Below are 17,068 nucleotides of genomic sequence, written 5' to 3'. Positions count from 1 at the left end.
CCCTCCTCTCGGACCTCATGCGTGCCACACTCCCGGAATCGGTTGCTGGCAGAATGGGCAGGCATTCTTGCGGATGAGCATTTGCCTGGCCGTCAATCCTACGCGTTCCACCAGCATGCGGCGGCACTTCGGGCAATAGGTGTTTTCCGCGGGATGCCCTGGCACATTGCCGATGTAGACGTAGTGCAGTCCCTCAGCGTCGGCGATCGCTTTGGCGCGCTCCAGGGTCGGTACCGGCGTAATCGGCAGGTTTTTCAGCAGATATTCCGGATGAAATTGCGCAAAATGCACAGGTACATCTACGCCGAGATTTGTCTTGATCCACCGAACCAGGCCGCGAAACTCGGCATCGCTATCGTTGAGGGTCGGTACTACCAGGTAGACAATTTCAGTCCATTTGCCCATTTTTCGCAAAGTGACCAGGGCATTCAGCACCGGCTTCAATTCCCCGACAACGACATCGCGGTAATAGGATTCGGAGAAGGCTTTCAGATCGATCTTGACGGCATCCATCTTTCCATACGCGGCCTTGAGAGCGTCTGCTTGCATATAGCCGTTGGAGACGACCACACTGCGGATGCCGGCTTCGTGTCCGGCATCCGCCGCATCCATCAGGTACTCGCTGAAGACCACCGGCTCACTGTAGGTGTAGGCAATCGTCGGACAGTGGTATTGCCTGGCCAGGTCGGCGACCGATCTTGGGGGTGCATAGTTGGCGGGAACTTGCTCCGGGCGCACCTGCGAAATGTCCCAATTCTGGCAGAACTTACAATTGACGTTACAGCCAGCGGTGGCCAGCGAGAAAGCCATAGTTCCCGGCAGGTAGTGGAAGAAAGGCTTCTTCTCGATGGGGTCTACGTGTGCCGCACACAAGCGCGAGTGCACCAGCGTGTAGTAGGTGCCGCCGCGATTTTCTCGCACACCACAGTATCCACGCTCCCGGTCTCCCACCGTGCATTCGCGCGGGCATAACTTGCATTTGATCCGCTTATTCTCAATTTTCTGGTAGAACCTAGCCTCGACGGTGAAACGTGAATCGTCCAGCTTCTGCGGAAATGCACTGAGAGGGACAGCGACCAAATCTTGACCAAGATCACCTAGGCTTAGAGCTGCGCCCGATAACATTGCGCATTTCAAAAACGATCGGCGATCGACTGGGGACAGCATCGGGAAGCACTTAGGGCTTAAGAGCAAGCTACTTTCTGCCGCCGCTGCGGCCCGCCATTCCCCCTCTGCTTGCGCATCCAGCTCGCGTGACATCTCACTACCTCACGCCGCTTACACTTCGACAGTCGCGATTCGCCGCGGATCATTCATGCCTAGCCGATGCCCTGCGTCGGCGGCTGTTGCGATGTATGCCGGCGATCTGCCGACGCCCTCCAGCGTCTTCAGTCCCTTCTCAGCCCGCTTACGCTCGATGATCTGCCAGCCAATATAGTCGAGCGCCACCGGATCTTGCGAGATGATCAGGCCATCATTCTTCCAGCTGTATTGCGGCTTGTATCCGGGACCACCTTCATACGAGGCGGTTGTGGCATCGCAAATCGTCAGCCGCATCTTGCTTCTGATCTCGGGCAGCATATTCACGTCGGCGATATACGGATTGCAGCCATTGGGGTGATATTTGTTGGGGTTGTGAATTACGCCGTACATGTTCTTCAAGGCGATGGTGACTCCGGCCCCATCATGATCTTTCAGCACTGGCACATTGATCAGCACGTCGCTGCGCTGCGTGAGGATCTTCGACAGCCGGCTGCCGACGCTGCCATATGTCGCCAGCCTCTCTTCGTAACCCAGCCGATCGCTGCCGAAACATTGAACGCGGTTTCCGGCCGTGGCAACGTGGAATCCGGCACGTTCCAGCTCCTCAGTGTCGCGGTCCCAAATGACGGTGTCGTTCCCCCTGATTCCAGCTTCCTGCAATCTTTCACAGATAGCTTCAACTAGCTGAACGTTACTGGAAAGGCCGCGTCCTCCAAGTGCATTTACTTTCACTCCGACCCTTTGCCCCGCGCGGACGAGCTTTTTCCAGGGCTCAATCGGATCATCCAGATCGAATAGGCTTTGCATGGCGCGGTCGAGAAGACTAGCAATCCGACTGGAGTCGACGGTGGTTTTCGCACCGCGGAGCTGTGCATCATTTGCGATCACAACCTTCGATTTGCCGGGCGTTGATTCCTGTCCTGCCATCCCCAACAATGGCAGTTTGGCGGTTCGCAGGACGGCGGTCCCCATGACGCATTTCTTCAGGAAGTCTCGCCGGCTCGTATCGCTTGTTTGGTCCATAAAGGCAGCTCCCAGACTGCGTATAAGGCTTACTTGATCCCCGGCCGGATTCATTCCACCCATACCTCAAACCGGCTTAGGTTTTCAGTGATAACCGCACACAACTTTCGGCACTGACTTATCTCGTTAGCCTCCGCTCGATACTGCGTCCCAGTTGCAACAGCGCCTGCGCGGTTTGGGCGGACTCCTGATAGGTAACAATCCGCACCAGGTAAGGTCCGGCGCGAAATACGAGGCTCTGTCCGTACAACCGGCCGCCGTCTCCGAGTTGGACCTCCTTGGCGTCCCCGATCGGCTCGGAGTCGAATATCTTCGCCGCGCTCTCAGAATTTCCCATAGTGTAGATGTCGACTACTGCCTCAACCTGATTCTGAAACTTGTAATCAGCGGTAACTACTCTCAGCGTCCCAGACTTCAAATACCGTTCCGCCTCGCCGTCGATGTACTTCCACAGGTCGGCCGCCTCAAAGCTGCGTATCGCACCAGTCCTGGCCCATCCTTCAACCTCGTCAGAAGCCGGAAACGGAGTAGTATTCGTCCGAGTCCCTCGATTGCAACCGGCACTTCCCAAGAGTGCGCCACACACGGCGATCATCAACGCCAAACGCAATGGACTGAACCCTTTCCTCATTTCCCGTTTCCCCGGCTTCGATTCAATAGGATCTGGTTCGTCCGCGACCGGCTCTCACCGACGCTGGTCACGTAAATGGCTGCCCGATCCTGTACCGGGCACGCGTACTCACAAGCGCCACAGCCGACGCAGCGCTTTGGATTGATGTACGGCTGTTTCACTTGTTTGAGATGCCCCTCTGCATCCATCACTTCGGCTGGCTGGAGGTAGATGGCCTTAGGTGATGTCGGACACCATTCTTCGCAGACGATACACGGCGTCGCCATCGCCCACGCCAGGCAGCGGCCGCGATCTACGAATGCCGTTCCCAGGCTGATGGGCTTGAGGTCAGTGGCCGCCCCCACAGCCCAGCCCTTGTCTTGGGCTGTGATCTCCCAGATTGCGCCCGTGGGGCAGACTTGCGAGCACAGCACGCAGCTGCTCTCGCAGTAACCGATTCGCGGGACCATGACTGGCGTCCAAAGGCCTTCCAGCCCCGCTTCGCTCAAGGCGGGATGCAGAGCGTTGTCTGGACAAACCTTTATGCACTCGCCGCAACGTATGCAGCGCGCCAGGAAGGACCCCTCATCGAGTGCCCCCGGGGGGCGCAGTAGCCGGTCGTGGCGCTCGACGGCGAATCCAGGGGTGCTACGCAACAGCGGAATGACGGCTGCCCCCGCTCCCAATCCCATCACCACCTTGCGCCGCTGCAGGTTTACACCGCTCCAGCTTTGGGCGGGGAAGAACTTGAACTGCAGGCCGTGCTCTGGACACCCATCAACGCAGTTCAGGCATAAATGACACTCAGGCTGACGCCAGGGAACCCCACGGATCGGGTCGTCGCCTCCCTGGCATCGCAGCAGACAACGGTTGCAGTTCTCACAACGCTCCGCGCTCTTGACCAGCCCGAGAATCGGCCAGCGCGAAACCAGGCCCAGCAAAGCACCCAGCGGACAGAGCGCGCGGCACCAGAACCGAGTGATGTGAAAATTCAGAGCCACAACAAGAATGAAGATCAAGCCCAGCCAGACGCCTTGCCGAAAATACGGCTGCTTGAAACTTAAGAACAGTGCTCCGAGGATGAAATGCAGCACACTACCCGCGGTCTGGACCGTTGCGAACCGGCTGTGTTCTAAAGCGGCTAGCACGGCACTCAACGCATAGTTCGTTCCCGGCAGAATAGACAGGCCAAGCGAGCGCACCAGCAACGAGAACGGATCCAACCACCCAACCATTCCGCTGCCCAAGAGCGCGGCGATCAAGCCCGCAATTAAGAGGTAGTACTTCGTGGTCTGCCAGCGCTTATAGCGGTTCGATTCAATCAGCTGTTTTCCGCGCTTGCGCTCTGATTTCAGGCTGCTGAAGAAATGGTGCAGAGACCCCAGCGGGCAGATCCATCCACAGAAGAAGCGCCCCAGGAACATCGTTGGGATCAGAATCAGCAGGCTCCACAACAACCCGTGATACAAAGCGCGACTCGCCAGAGCGTTCGACAGTGCCACCAGGGGATCGAATCGCAAGAAGAGGTTGACCGGATAGGGCAGGCGAATATCCGCCCCTACGGCGCGCAAGGATCCGCGGAACTCTGTATGCAGCAAAAGGAACAGAAACAGCAAAAAGAAGATGAGCTGCGAAAGCCAGCGCAGTCTGGTTGGTTTGACATGAGGCACTCTGGCACTCCTCGTAGAAGGGAACCGGTTACCAGAGTCTGGCATGAAATCTGGAACTCTTTGGCGCAAGCAATGTTCCTCTGAATGGTTACCCGACTGCTGTGAGCAAGGTCACCTGTTTCGGGTATTTGCAAGCGGAAGACAGTCCCTGGAAGCATCGTCTCCGGGCCAGGCGATATGAGTCATTTTCTTAGCAACTCAATGAATTCCTCGGGACTCATCTGAAGCCGTTGAAGAAAATTGTGCAGTGTGCCGGGATGAATGGTGTCGCCCGGGTGAGGTTCGTGTAGGGAGATCAGACTAGGGTTACGGCTAGGGTGAGAGAACAGTCGGGTCGAACCCCGACGTGCCTTCACCTGTCGGTATCCCAACCGCTGGAGGACGTGAACAAAACGCTTCCACGGCAATTGCCTGGGTACTTCGGACATCATCAACACCCTTGCAATGAGTCTGCCTCGAGAGGCAACTGCTGGAGAAACAATCGATGCGACACTTATCCCGAATTCCGTTTTGGTACCGCATTGCCACACATCGGAATTTAAGAATGCCACCGCAAATAGGCGGCTGGTCCCAATTGCCAGGTACGATTTCGAAACAAGGCAAATTCTTGAGTGAATGCTCACTTATGCAGGTGTGCTTAGTCACTGAACTTGTTATCTGACTGTGCTAGCGCTTGCAAGGGGAGTGGTTTCGAAGAGCGATTCCTCCCCCGGAGGAGGTTCTTATGGGCAGCACGGTCGTCGTCCCCTTCGCGCCCGAAACGAAGCAAAACGAAGCCGTGAGAGAGCGCTATCGCAATGCCTATCAGGTAGCGGAGACTACCACCGGCTTTAGCGAGACCATCAGGAACGGTGGCCTTTTCTTGGCAGGAGTAATTTGGTTTGCCGCACTTATTGTCTACCAAGCAAGATCAGCCGAGCGTTCAGGGTTTCCGGTTGTGTGTGCCTCGCTGGCAGGCTGTGCCATCTTCGCGATATTGATTTCGCGCATCATTAGCAGGGGCTTTCGAGTATGGGCACAGTTGCTGGCAACTACTATCGATTCCGCGGTTACTTCCTCACCTTACCTCTCGAAAGCGCAAAAAAATGTCATGTTTTCGCGAAGCCAATCGGTATCCGTGATGTGGGAGTGTGCGCGCGTTCGCGACTTGGCCCTACTTCGTCAGGATGGTGAAGCAGCATCGGGCGCAGCGGCTAGCGACAGAACAGAGGTAATTCGCATTCGCCGGGCATAGCCGCCGGGGGAGTCACGGCGAATTTCAATCCAGGGAAATCACTTTGCCTCGATCAGGCAATATTCGCCGATTTTGTCGTCTATGGGATCGGTCGAGTTTCGATAAATATCGGCATTCACGCAATCGTAAATTCCGTGGCCCTTCGGAAGTCTCACCATGAAGTAGTCTGCTGGCTCCAGCCCGGTGCAACCTCGGAAACCCTTGTTGCACTGCAACTCAAAAGATTTTTTGCCCTGCTGAACGGCAAGGATTACAACACCGTTGCTTACCTCCCTGCTCTTTACCGTGATTTTCAGGAATTCACTCTGTTCCTGCCCGACTTGCGCTAGTGCAGTAAAAATCGCAAGCAGGAGGGATGCCAGGAGGAAAATTGCTGCTTTTCTCATAGGTCATCTCCCCAGGAGAGTTCGCTGACGAGATTCTCAGTCCGCACACTTATGATCGCGCACCAGGTCGTCCTCTGTCTGTGACGGGGAACATGGAACTAGGGCCGCGTCAAAAAGATTGGCAGGCCGAGTTTGTGGTCGTACTTCGGGCGGTAGCGCTCGGTGTTGTACATCGATGCGACATCCACTTTGCGTGGACCCAGCTTCGGATCGGGAATCGGCACCATTGCATAGCGGCCCTCGTTGATCGCGGTCATCAGTCCGGATTTGCCTTGTTCCAAGGCGTCCATGGCCATGCCCGCAAACGTAAATGCCACCAGGCGATCGACGAAATCGGGGCTACCCGAGCGGAGGTCGTAAGTCAGGTCGCTGACCACGGTCTCTTCACCGGTCGTCCTCTTGATCTCGTCGCTCAGGTCTTCGGCGACACTCATCTTTTTGCGATGTCCGAAGGCGTCGGCTTCTCCGTATTCCTTTACTGTGTAGCCTTGCCACTCGGCGCCTTCGGAAAGAATGACCAGTGAGTAGTTGCTCGGATTGTTGCGCTTATCATCGATGAGCAACTCTATCAGGCGCTTAAGGTCGACCTTGTACTCAGGAATGCAGCAACGCACCGCGGTCACGTAGGCTGTGTAGAGGGCGGTGTAGCCGGCATCACGGCCGAACACACGGAAGATGCCAATGCGCTCGTGCGAGCCGACCGTGGTACGCTGGCGGTCGATGGCGTCCATGGCGCGCGTAATCGCCGTCGAGAACCCGATGCAGTATTCCGTATTGCGTACGTCGTTGTCCATCGTCTTGGGCACAGCACCCACCTTCACCCCCTTGCGATCCAGTTCCGAGGCATAGCTCAGTGTGTCGTCGCCACCAATTGCAATCAGGTAATCGAAACCCAGCGTCTCGATGTTCTTGAGCACCGCCGGGGTCACATCGAACACCGTACTGACCACACCCTTCTTGGTCGATTCTGTGGCAGCAAACTTCTGCCCCTGCAGAACCGGAGGCAGCTTCTTCATCTTGGCGGGATTAGTACGCGAGGTGTGCAAGAAGGTACCGCCGGTGCGATCAATGGTGCGCGTGTTCTCGCGATTCAGGGGCAGGATGTAGCGCGCTTTGCTGGCCGGATCATTTAGATCAACATGGGTCAATCCTTCCCAGCCCCGGCGGATACCTATGACTTCGCCTCCGATTTCCGCAGCGCGATAGACCACCGACTTGATTACCGAGTTCAGCCCGGGGACATCGCCACCACCGGTGAGTATTCCTATGCGCTTCTTTGCCATATAAGACTCCTTAACCCCTTAATACCAAGGGGTGATATTCCACCAAAAGGTGATTCGTGTCACTGATCTGAATGGGAGGGGAATGGTCCACTTGGGAACGAGGGAATACCAATGCCGGCTGAGCTCATCGACACCAAGACTCTTCCCGAAAATGCCTACAAGCCGCTGCATGACGGCGAATTGTATCTGCCCATCGTCCCGGCTACCGCAAAATTACCAGAACTGACATCGCGCTCCATCTTGTGGGGAGTCCTGTTTTGCGTGATCTTCTCGGTAGCGTCGGCCTATTCCGCTCTCAAAGTCGGCCAGGGAATGGAGGCTGCGATTCCCATCTCCATCCTCGCCATCGGCTTGGCGCGCTTGTACCAGCGGCGCTCCTCCCTGCTGGAGAACGTGATCATCACCGGCATGGGCGGCGCTTCCGCCGCCGTAGTATCAGGCGCTGTTTTCACCGTGCCGGCGCTTTACGCTCTCCATCTCGACCCGCATCCCGTGCAGACGATTTTCATCTGCCTGGCCGGCGGGTGCCTTGGCATTCTCTTTCTCATCCCGCTGCGGCGTTACTTTGTGCGCCAAATGCACGGCAAGTTCCCATTTCCGGAGGCCACGGCCATCACCGAAGTCCTCGTAACAGGCGAAAAAGGCGGCTCGCAAGCCAAGCTTCTCCTTCAGGCCACTGTCATCGCCGCGATTTACGACTTCTTTGTCACCACCTTTCATATCTGGAAAGAGTACCTGAACTTCCAGTTTCTGCCGGTGGTGCGGTCACTCGCGGATCGCAGCCGCATGGTATTCAATTTCGATGCGGTTAGTTTCATTCTCGGTCTGGGATACGTGATGGGCTTGCGTGTTGCTCTCATCTTTTGTGCCGGCGGCGTACTGGTGAACTTCGTAGTCGTGCCGATGATCTGGTTTTTCGGCAGCCACATGGGCGATGTTACCGTGTACCCTGCCACCATCCCCATTTCGCACATGGCGGCTGCGGACATCTACCGCAACTACGTGCGCTTCATCGGCGTGGGAGCCATCGCGAGCGCCGGATTGGTTGGAATTCTCAAATCGCTGCGCGTGGTTGCGGGATCGTTTGGCATCGCGCTGCACGCCTTTCGTCACGGTGAAGCGCCGCACATGGAACGCACGGACCGTGACATTCCCATCATCACTATCCTGCTCGGAGTCGTGCTGGGCGCAATTGCAGTGGCTGCCTTCTTTGGACAGCTTCATGTTTCATGGACGGTGGTTGGAATGGGCCTGGCACTTACCCTGCTGTTTTCATTCTTTTTCACCACGGTAGCTGCCAATGCCATTGCCACGACAGCCAACAACCCCGCCAGCGGAATGACCTTGCTCACCGTAATCGTCTCTGCGGTCGTGCTGCTTAAGTTCGGGCTCTCGGGAGCCACCGGCATGTTCTTCGTGATGGCCCTGGCGGGCATGGTTTGCGTTGCCCTTTGCGCCTCAGGACAATTCGTCACCGATCTGAAGGCCGGCTATTGGGTCGGTTCCACGCCCGCAGCGCAGGAGAAGGTGAAGTTCATCGGGGTGGTCGCGTCGGCCATCACGGCAGGTTTGACCATCATTCTGCTGGCCAAGGCATTCCAGTTCGGAGAGGCCGTGCCCGGCGATCCGCGGCAGGTGCTGGTTGCGCCCCAGGCCTCTGCGCTGAAAGCCGTGGTCTCGGGATTCATGAGTGGCCAGCCCGCTCCCTACATATTGTTCGGTCTCGGCGCCATGGTCACCGTGGTGCTGGAGATGCTCGGCCTTTCCTCCATGGTCTTCGCGCTTGGAATCTATTTGCCGCTGCAGTTGACCACCCCCATCCTGGCTGGGGGATTTCTCTCGCACCTTGTAAACAAGCGCTCCGAAAAGACGGGGGGCCAGCAAGGTAGGACAATCCGCGAGCGAGGTATCATCATTGCCGGCGGCTTGATGGCTGGCGGCGCGCTCGGCGGCGTGATTGGGGCGGCGCTGCGGGTGCTCCCGCACTTCAAAGAAGAGTGGCTTCAGACGCCGTTCTACGAGAACATTGCGATTTCGCAGACCATTTCGGCACTCGCTTTCATTGGTCTGTGTCTGTACGTCTGGTTCACTTCGCTGACAAAAGCAAAGGAGATGTGATGGACAAGGCAGGGAAATTCGCTGCTGATGCAATCCTTGGGATCGATACGATCTGGGGCGGTGATGTGATGTGTCCCTCCGGAACTGGCCGGTTCATCGCCGATTCCTGGTTTTCGGATGAGCCGCTGCCTCCTGCTTATACCCTTCCAGCCGCGGCTCGCGTGAGGGAATCCGGCGGGGTTGCGGGCAAGAATGTCGATCGTGCCGCCCTGGATGAGTATTTGGCGAAGGTCGATCTTCCGGCCGCCATTCATGGTGTTCGCCAGGAAAGCCCGAAGATTGGCGGCTTACGTGGTCAGTACTTATCCGGTTTGGCGATTTGCTTGGAAACCATGTGGGACCTGGCGATGGAGATCCTCGGCCAAGGCGATCCCGTGCCCTATGAGCGAAGCGTCAGAGCTTCCACCGGGCGCGCGCCGGAGCCGTCCCAGCCGGAAGCGAAGCGGCGGCGGGTTGAAGGGCTGTTGGGCCGAGCCGGCTATTCGCCGTCGGGCTCGGGCGGAATTCTCGGCGCGGTGGACGCTTGGCGGCGCGAGCGCACGGTTCCCATGGCTTCAGTGCGCGCCCTGAGTAGCGCGGTGATTGCCCACTTCGACCGGCTCAGCGAGCAGAATCTCATGCCTCACCTTCCCCACGAGCTGGCTCGCGTGCCGCGCGCCAACATCGAATTTCTTCCCATTAAGGATGCCTGGTTTTCCGGTTCCATGAATTACGTCGGGCGGGCCCGCACGGCAGATGGAAAGCCGAAATATGAGGCAACCTACGAGATCAACGCATCTCTGCAGATTTCCATCCCGGAATTCGAGCAATTGATCAGTCACGAGGTTGTGCCCGGACACGTGACTACATTTGCCTACTTGCAGGACATGTATGTGCGCGGGCGGGTGGGTTTCGAGGCTACGGTCCTGACCATGAACACACGTGCCGCCACTCTTTTTGAAGGAATCGCGAACAACGCCATCCTGATCGCGCATGGCGTCACCGAAGTGGACCAGCTTCCAGATGAAGATTTACAAATTGGTGTGCTCCTGGCGCTCTTGCAGGATGACGCCAAGAACGAAGCTTCGTATCTCACCTGGAGCGAGAAGATGCCGAAAGAAGAAGTCGCCGCTATTCTTCGGCGGGACTACCTGGTCACCGAGGAGCGTGCCGACAAACTCTCCGGCGCGTGGGCACGTCATCCGCTCTTGGGACGGATGTATCTGCCGGCTTACCGTTGCGGCACGGAGAGAGTCGCAGAACTGCGCCGCAAGTATGCGCCGAGCCAGCTGCTGCCGGTACTCTACGGCGCTGCCGGATTGGTGGATTGTGAGACCGTCGAAGCCGCATGCGAACAGCTGACTTATTCCGGTCAGGCGGTCGGTTGAGGTTTGCATCCCTACCACCATTTCATCCAGCTTCGGGAGGGGGGCGGGTCGGCTGAGATCCAGCCCCCGAGCGACACACGCCCAAGGGGCGGTGAGCGTTTCCAGGCCGAAGTTCGCCCGACGCGGTTAGTGCTAGCGCGCCAGCCGCCGATTTCTCTGCCGAAACTACCCGGTTCCACTCCAGGCGCACGATCTCTTCGACCTCCTCCACGGCAAACCCCTGCACGGAGCGTGCATACTCCGTGACCAGGAGTATGTTGCGGGCCGTGGGAGTGCAGCCGACGACAGAGGGAAGTCGATGACCGGAATGATCTGGCCCCGGATGTTCGCTACGCCCAGCACGTGCTTGGGAGAGCCTGGCATAGGCGTGATTGCCGGCATGATGAGCGTCTTGAAGACGTTGATGCCAAAGATCTCATGTGGTGGCCAAGATCGGCTCTCTACCTGTTAGGTAGGAAACCGAAAACTCCCTGGAGTCGGTGAGAAATCGGTTTCGATCATGAGCTCATCGTGATCGCGAAGTCCTGACTAAACTTAAAATCCAGCTAATTGCTTTGGAATCTTGGCGTCCCCGACGGGATTTGAACCCGTGTTACCGCCGTGAAAGGGCGATGTCCTAGGCCGGGCTAGACGACGGGGACGCTCTGGCAGGAATCAGGCCGCGTGCTTTTGCACGCCGGGCATGCAGAAAAATCTGCATTAAGCCTCAGGCATTGTAACAGATGAGCTGGCTTACCTATTTGCATGGTCTTGCTGGCCTCAGACGGCTTGATTACAAACGCGCCAGAAGTTCTGGTCTCACCGCAAACCCCACCTTACAGACTCCCGATCCCGACTCTAGCGGAACCCTCTCGACTTTACATCAGTTGCAATATCTGCCGTCCACCCTCATTATTGATGCCCCGAAATTGATGCCCCGAATTTCGATGCCCGGAATTTCAACAACGCCCGAATCTCTCGACTGGAGGCAGGAAATGATGAGGAAGTGCATGCTGGTGCTGGTTTGCCTGGCCATGGCCTTACCCGGGTTCGGCCAGAAAAAGGAACAGGAGCGGCTGCAGGAATCCGCCGACGTGCTGAAGGAAATCCTGGGGATGCCGGAGAGCATTCCCAAGGATCTACTCAACAAATCCTTTTGCGTGATCGTATTTCCCAGAGTGAAGAAAGCAGCTTTCATCGTCGGTGGCAGCTATGGCCGAGGGGTGATTACCTGTCGCAAAGGGAAGGAGTTCAATGGTGGCTGGAGCGCTCCCGCAATGTTTGCCCTCGAAGGAGGGAGTTTCGGTTTGCAGATCGGCGGCGAGGCAACTGACTTCGTGATTCTGGTTATGAACGAACGTGGGGCGAATTCGGTGATGTCCAGTAAGGTCAAGCTTGGAGCGGACGCTTCCGCGGCGGCTGGGCCAAAGGGGCGCGATGCCGCCGCTGCCACGGATGTAGTCATGAAAGCCGAAATGCTCTCCTACTCACGTGCTCAGGGGGTCTTTGCGGGGATCTCGCTGGAAGGTTCTACTCTCCGCTCCGATGATGGCGGCAACAAGGATCTTTACGGAAAAGAATTCTCAGCGAAGCAGATTGTTCGGGAAGGGGCAGTCAAAGCGCCCCCAGCAAGTGCTGCTTTGCTGAGCGAACTGACAAAGGCCTCTCCCAAGCACGTGGCGTCTTAACACGGGACGGACCCAGAGAAGCCTTCGGCATTCTGCACAAACAGATTGTCAACGAAAAGGGGCGGCCCGCGCCGCCCCTTCGCGTTATCGAACTCCAGAGCTTAGTCGCCGCTCTTCTGCACATCCATGTTGGAGACGAAAATCGCCTTGCCTTGCGGAGTCTGCTGTACCATCCCCGTTACTTTGACCTGCTTGCCCATCTGCGCGGCGAAAGCGTCGCGAATATTGGTCTGGCCGTCGCGCCGTGGGTGATGCTCTTCCGGAATAACCAGGTATAGCTCTTTGCTGGAAGTGAGAATCCCGATCGGTTGCCCGTTCTTCACGCATTTGCCGCCGCAGTCGGCGTGCTTGGCACCTGTCTTGCCCAGTTGCATGTAGCAGGAGACGTCCACCACCTCGCCGCTGATGGTTTCCGGCTTGCCTTTGTTGAGCCAGGCTTTTTGCTCGTCGGTAGCAGCCGCTTCTTTGCTGGTGTCCGTCCACTTAGCGGAATCCGTACTGCCAAACTGCTTCAACGCTTCTTGTTGGGTTTCTGCGGGCTTGCTGTCCTGCGTTTTCGTGGTCTGTGACCACATCAGGGCACAGCAGGAGATGACTACAATGGCGGCCAGGGAGAACCATCTCTTCATTGTTCCTATCCTCCACGAGCAATCGGTTCAAGGGGCTGGGGATCGGTGTGAATCCCAAAACCAGTAGCCGGGCTCGAAATAGTGCCATGCATTATAGCTGTCCCCCGGAATTCTTCTGGGAATGTGGTTCTCGGTTGGCCAAGGATCATCTAACAGATGTGTGTTAGCCTGTAGCATGCCCCGGCTTTCTTTCCTTCACTTGGGATGATCACGGAAGGGATAAGACATTGATTAATCAGCTTTTAGGTAAGGTTTTTGGGACCAAGAACGAGCGCGAGATCAAGCGCCTGCAGCCGGTCGTGCAGCAGATCAACGCACTGGAACCGGAGATGAAGAAACTCTCGGATGTGCAGCTGCGAGAAAAGACCGACGAATTCCGCAAGCGCATCGCCGCACATCTGGAAGGCTTGGAGGATGAAGACGAGCGTTCGCAGGCGTTGAAGGAAATTCTGGAACAGATCCTGCCCGAAGCCTTCGCTGTGGTTCGGGAGGCGGGCCGGCGTGTCCTGAACATGCGTCACTTCGATGTGCAGTTGATCGGCGGCATGGTGCTGCATCAGGGCAGGATTTCCGAAATGAAGACCGGCGAAGGAAAGACCTTGGTTGCCACCCTTCCGGTGTACTTGAATGCGCTGTCCGGACGCGGTGTTCACGTTGTCACGGTGAACGATTACCTGGCCAAACGCGACTCGGAGTGGATGGGCAAGATCTATACCTTCCTGGGGTTGAGCGTGGGGGTGATCGTTCACGATCTCGACGACAATCAGCGGCGCGAAGCCTATGCCGCCGATGTCACCTATGGGACCAACAACGAATTTGGCTTCGACTATCTCCGCGACAACATGAAATTCGATCTATCGGAATGTGTGCAGCGGGGGCACAACTTTGGCATCGTGGACGAGGTCGACTCCATCCTGATTGACGAAGCGCGTACACCCTTGATCATCAGCGGCGCCAGCGAGGAATCCACCGACAAGTATTACCGCGTAAACAAGATCATTCCCAAGCTCACGAAGGGTGAGGAAATTGATGGACCGCCGGGGGAAGGGAAGACCTATACCGGGGACTTCACAGTTGACGAGAAGCACCGCACCATCACCATCACCGACCAAGGCTGGGAGAAGGTGGAGCAGTTGCTGGGCATCGGCAACATTGCAGATCCAGAAAACTGGGATCTCAAGCACCACGCGGAAACCGCGGTCAAAGCTCACGCGCTCTATCGGCGCGATGTCGAATATGTGGTCAAAGAGGGTGAAGTCATTATTGTGGATGAGTTCACCGGACGCCTGATGCCCGGCCGCCGCTGGTCCGATGGGCTACATCAGGCGGTCGAGGCGAAAGAGAACGTCAAGGTCGAGCGGGAAAATCAGACGCTGGCCACCATCACGTTCCAGAACTATTTCCGCATGTACAAGAAACTGGCCGGCATGACTGGTACCGCCGAGACCGAAGCGCCCGAGTTCGACAAGATTTATAAGCTCGAAGTCATCGTGATTCCCACGAACCGGCCGCTGCTGCGCGTTGAGAATTCTGACATCGTCTATCGCACGGAGCGGGAGAAGTATTTCGCAGTGGCCGACGAAATTAAGAGATTGAACGATCTCGGCCAGCCGATTCTGGTGGGTACTACCTCGATTGAAAAATCGGAGCGGCTCGCGGAACTGTTGACGAAGAAAGGCTTAAAACGGCATGTGGTGCTGAACGCCAAGTATCACGAAAGAGAGGCGGAAATCGTGGCGCAAGCAGGCCGCAAGGGAGCCATCACCATCGCTACCAACATGGCCGGGCGCGGAACGGACATCCTGTTGGGTGGGAATCCCGAGTTCATGGCTAAGCAGGAACTGGTGAAGCAGGGGATCGCCCGCGCCGTGCAGCAGGCAGGTGGCGAAATTGAAACTCACGACACCGAGAACACCACCGTCTGGTACTACCAGGGCAGCGAATTCGAATGTCCGGCTGATCTATGGAATCAGACCCTGGAAAAGTACAAATCCCAAACCGATGGCGATCACGGGGAAGTTGTAGGCGTTGGTGGGCTTCACATCCTGGGCACCGAACGTCACGAGGCCCGACGGATCGATAACCAGCTACGCGGTCGTGCTGGACGCCAGGGCGATCCCGGTTCTTCCCGGTTTTATCTGTCGCTGGAAGACGACTTGATGCGCATCTTCGCCAAGGAGTGGGTTTCGACGCTGCTGCAGCGGCTGGGCATGGAAGAGGGCATTCCCATCGAGTCGCGGCTGATCACTCGCAGGATTGAAGCCGCACAGAAAGCCGTAGAAGCGCAGAACTTTGAAGCCCGCAAACACCTATTGGAATACGACGACGTGATGAACAAGCAGCGCGAGGCTGTCTACAGCCTTCGCCGCCAGCTGCTGGAGGGTGTCGATCAGAAAGAACTGATTCTGGAAGATTATGTCGCCGACATCCTGAGCGATCTGATGGATCGCTACTGTGCCCGGGATGTGCATCCGGAGGACTGGGACACCAAGGGCTTGAAAGATGCGATCTTCACCCGGTTCGGTGTGGACATTCTAGCTGAGGGCATCAAGCCGGAGACTCTCAACCGGCAGGAGCTCGGCGACGCGATCTTTGACAAGCTGAAGCAGCGTTACGACGCTAAGGAGAGGTTGATCGGTCCCACCGAGATGCGCCGCCACGAACGCATGATCATGTTGAGTGTGCTCGATTCGCAGTGGAAGGATCACCTGCTCAACATGGATCATCTGAAGGAAGGCATCGGGCTTCGCGGGTACGGGCAGCACGATCCTCTGGTGGAATACAAGCGCGAGTCCTTCGATATGTTTGAAGAGATGATGAAGCGCTTCCAGGAGGACACGACGCGCTATCTGTACCTGATGCAGATCATCGGGCCGGCCGGAGTTGAGGTTGCTGTGGGTGCGCCGGGGGGCGAACAGCCGCCTGATTTGGGAGCGCGCGAGCCGCGAGGCGGTGATGGACGGCGTCCCCGGCCCCTGGCGACCAGTGTCGACGAAATCGAAGAGGCATTTTTGCGGCGCAAGAAACGCGAACTGGAGGAAGCGCGTATGGCGGGAGCCGGCGACATGCGCCAGGTGCAGCAGGTGGTTCGGGGCAGCGCCAAGATTGGCCGCAACGATCCGTGCCCCTGCGGCTCCGGCAAAAAGTACAAGAAGTGCTGCGGCCAGAACGCGTAACCATTCCAAACGTCAGGTTCTCATTCACACTCTAGAGTCGCGGTATCGCCGCAAAGGTCATTTCTTCGGCTTCGTTGTGAGTCTGTTTCTGCCATTCAAAAAACAGCTCTGCGTAACTCTTGGTGATGTAGTGCTCACGAGGGATGTGAAGCTCAGAGGCAATGCGGTCGATCCAATCAGGAGAACCTTCGATTTCGCCGAAGTTGCCGATGGGAGTTTGGTCCAGCACGACCTTTCCTTCACCGTCAGTCCATTCGCTGCGGAACTTTTCGTAGCGGAAGCTGGGAGCATAGCCTAGAGCCAGCAGCATGGCATTCATCCGCTCGCCATCAGCCACTTCGGTCTCAATCTCGATGCGGGTTTTGTGGCTGCCGTTCTCGTCCGAGCGTCCCTTGTACGTCAGCAGCCAGGTGTCGCCGTACTTGCGCAGCCGAAGCAAAGAACCACCGCGGCGTAGTTCACCTCCGCGATCGTAGAGTATGTTCATCTCATGGCTGGGTGGCGTCTGCTGGTGGAAGTTGAGCTCAAACAGTCGCGCTTCAAGCTTCGTCAGATCGGGAATCCGAAACTTGATTTCGACTTCTTTGTGCTCAGCCACCAAAGAAGTATAAGTTATCTGCGGCATCGCAGGGCTGTTCCTCT

The 17,068-nt window shown here is 57.1% G+C and carries 13 protein-coding genes and 1 tRNA gene; 5 read left to right on the top strand and 9 right to left on the bottom strand.

Going from position 1 to position 17,068, the window contains the following annotated elements; translation table 11 throughout:
* Window positions 1–15: 15 nt before the first annotated feature.
* The 4 genes from amrS to VEG30_00625 form a co-directional block, all read right to left on the bottom strand.
* Window positions 16–1,125, bottom strand: a complete 1,110-nt coding sequence (amrS, locus tag VEG30_00640; GenBank protein ID HXZ78405.1) for an AmmeMemoRadiSam system radical SAM enzyme — start codon at window positions 1,123–1,125, stop codon at window positions 16–18.
* A gap of 153 nt (window positions 1,126–1,278) precedes the next feature.
* The gene (locus VEG30_00635) at window positions 1,279–2,286 is read right to left on the bottom strand and encodes a DUF362 domain-containing protein (protein ID HXZ78404.1); all 1,008 of its coding nucleotides are present in this window, start codon (window positions 2,284–2,286) and stop codon (window positions 1,279–1,281) included.
* A gap of 118 nt (window positions 2,287–2,404) precedes the next feature.
* Complete coding sequence (locus VEG30_00630; protein ID HXZ78403.1) at window positions 2,405–2,917, bottom strand: DUF6599 family protein; 513 nt, start codon at window positions 2,915–2,917, stop codon at window positions 2,405–2,407.
* Window positions 2,914–4,566 (bottom strand): 4Fe-4S dicluster domain-containing protein, encoded by a 1,653-nt coding sequence (locus VEG30_00625; GenBank protein ID HXZ78402.1) that lies wholly within the window; start codon window positions 4,564–4,566, stop codon window positions 2,914–2,916. Before VEG30_00625 ends, VEG30_00630 begins: the two co-directional genes overlap by 4 nt.
* A gap of 724 nt (window positions 4,567–5,290) precedes the next feature.
* Between VEG30_00625 and VEG30_00620 the strand changes: the two genes are divergently transcribed.
* Entirely contained in the window at window positions 5,291–5,800 is a 510-nt protein-coding gene (locus VEG30_00620; GenBank protein ID HXZ78401.1) for a hypothetical protein, read from the top strand.
* Window positions 5,801–5,838: 38 nt separating this feature from the next.
* Here the strand turns inward: VEG30_00620 and VEG30_00615 are convergent, their stop codons facing one another.
* Window positions 5,839–6,186: a hypothetical protein gene (locus tag VEG30_00615; protein HXZ78400.1), complete on the bottom strand. Its 348-nt coding sequence runs from the start codon at window positions 6,184–6,186 to the stop codon at window positions 5,839–5,841.
* A 98-nt stretch (window positions 6,187–6,284) separates the two neighbouring features.
* Complete coding sequence (locus VEG30_00610) at window positions 6,285–7,469, bottom strand: 6-phosphofructokinase (GenBank protein HXZ78399.1); 1,185 nt, start codon at window positions 7,467–7,469, stop codon at window positions 6,285–6,287.
* A gap of 111 nt (window positions 7,470–7,580) precedes the next feature.
* Here VEG30_00610 and VEG30_00605 point away from each other — a divergent pair, with 111 nt between their 5' ends.
* On the top strand, window positions 7,581–9,587 hold the full coding sequence (locus VEG30_00605) for an oligopeptide transporter, OPT family (GenBank protein ID HXZ78398.1): 2,007 nt from the start codon (window positions 7,581–7,583) through the stop codon (window positions 9,585–9,587).
* Entirely contained in the window at window positions 9,587–10,954 is a 1,368-nt protein-coding gene (locus tag VEG30_00600) for a hypothetical protein (GenBank protein ID HXZ78397.1), read from the top strand. The genes VEG30_00605 and VEG30_00600 overlap by 1 nt, the downstream gene beginning before the upstream one ends.
* A gap of 563 nt (window positions 10,955–11,517) precedes the next feature.
* On the opposite strand, the gene VEG30_00595 is transcribed toward VEG30_00600, so the two are convergent.
* Window positions 11,518–11,595, bottom strand: a tRNA-Glu gene (locus VEG30_00595).
* Window positions 11,596–11,928: 333 nt separating this feature from the next.
* On the opposite strand from VEG30_00595, the gene VEG30_00590 reads away from it, so the two are divergent.
* Window positions 11,929–12,621, top strand: a complete 693-nt coding sequence (locus VEG30_00590) for a lipid-binding SYLF domain-containing protein (GenBank protein ID HXZ78396.1) — start codon at window positions 11,929–11,931, stop codon at window positions 12,619–12,621.
* A gap of 101 nt (window positions 12,622–12,722) precedes the next feature.
* Here the strand turns inward: VEG30_00590 and VEG30_00585 are convergent, their stop codons facing one another.
* Window positions 12,723–13,250: a hypothetical protein gene (locus VEG30_00585; protein ID HXZ78395.1), complete on the bottom strand. Its 528-nt coding sequence runs from the start codon at window positions 13,248–13,250 to the stop codon at window positions 12,723–12,725.
* 227 nt (window positions 13,251–13,477) lie between these two features.
* Between VEG30_00585 and secA the strand changes: the two genes are divergently transcribed.
* The gene (secA, locus tag VEG30_00580; protein ID HXZ78394.1) at window positions 13,478–16,426 is read left to right on the top strand and encodes a preprotein translocase subunit SecA; all 2,949 of its coding nucleotides are present in this window, start codon (window positions 13,478–13,480) and stop codon (window positions 16,424–16,426) included.
* A 31-nt stretch (window positions 16,427–16,457) separates the two neighbouring features.
* On the opposite strand, the gene VEG30_00575 is transcribed toward secA, so the two are convergent.
* Window positions 16,458–17,051, bottom strand: coding sequence for a class IV adenylate cyclase (locus VEG30_00575; protein ID HXZ78393.1), 594 nt, complete (start codon window positions 17,049–17,051; stop codon window positions 16,458–16,460).
* Between the last annotated feature and the right edge of the window lie 17 nt (window positions 17,052–17,068).

The organism is Terriglobales bacterium, from assembly GCA_035624455.1.
GTDB lineage: Bacteria > Acidobacteriota > Terriglobia > Terriglobales > Acidobacteriaceae > DASPRM01.
This window is presented reverse-complemented; position numbering and strand designations above follow the sequence as displayed.

What these genes read in the sequence shown, in the direction of transcription:
- amrS (HXZ78405.1), bottom strand. Translation starts at nt 1,125, where the DNA reads ATGTTATCGGGCGCAGCTCTAAGCCTAGGTGATCTTGGTCAAGATTTG.
- VEG30_00635 (HXZ78404.1), bottom strand. Translation starts at nt 2,286, where the DNA reads ATGGACCAAACAAGCGATACGAGCCGGCGAGACTTCCTGAAGAAATGC.
- VEG30_00630 (HXZ78403.1), bottom strand. Translation starts at nt 2,917, where the DNA reads ATGAGGAAAGGGTTCAGTCCATTGCGTTTGGCGTTGATGATCGCCGTG.
- VEG30_00620 (HXZ78401.1), top strand. Translation starts at nt 5,291, where the DNA reads ATGGGCAGCACGGTCGTCGTCCCCTTCGCGCCCGAAACGAAGCAAAAC.
- VEG30_00615 (HXZ78400.1), bottom strand. Translation starts at nt 6,186, where the DNA reads ATGAGAAAAGCAGCAATTTTCCTCCTGGCATCCCTCCTGCTTGCGATT.
- VEG30_00610 (HXZ78399.1), bottom strand. Translation starts at nt 7,469, where the DNA reads ATGGCAAAGAAGCGCATAGGAATACTCACCGGTGGTGGCGATGTCCCC.
- VEG30_00605 (HXZ78398.1), top strand. Translation starts at nt 7,581, where the DNA reads ATGCCGGCTGAGCTCATCGACACCAAGACTCTTCCCGAAAATGCCTAC.
- VEG30_00600 (HXZ78397.1), top strand. Translation starts at nt 9,587, where the DNA reads ATGGACAAGGCAGGGAAATTCGCTGCTGATGCAATCCTTGGGATCGAT.
- VEG30_00590 (HXZ78396.1), top strand. Translation starts at nt 11,929, where the DNA reads ATGATGAGGAAGTGCATGCTGGTGCTGGTTTGCCTGGCCATGGCCTTA.
- VEG30_00585 (HXZ78395.1), bottom strand. Translation starts at nt 13,250, where the DNA reads ATGAAGAGATGGTTCTCCCTGGCCGCCATTGTAGTCATCTCCTGCTGT.
- VEG30_00575 (HXZ78393.1), bottom strand. Translation starts at nt 17,051, where the DNA reads ATGCCGCAGATAACTTATACTTCTTTGGTGGCTGAGCACAAAGAAGTC.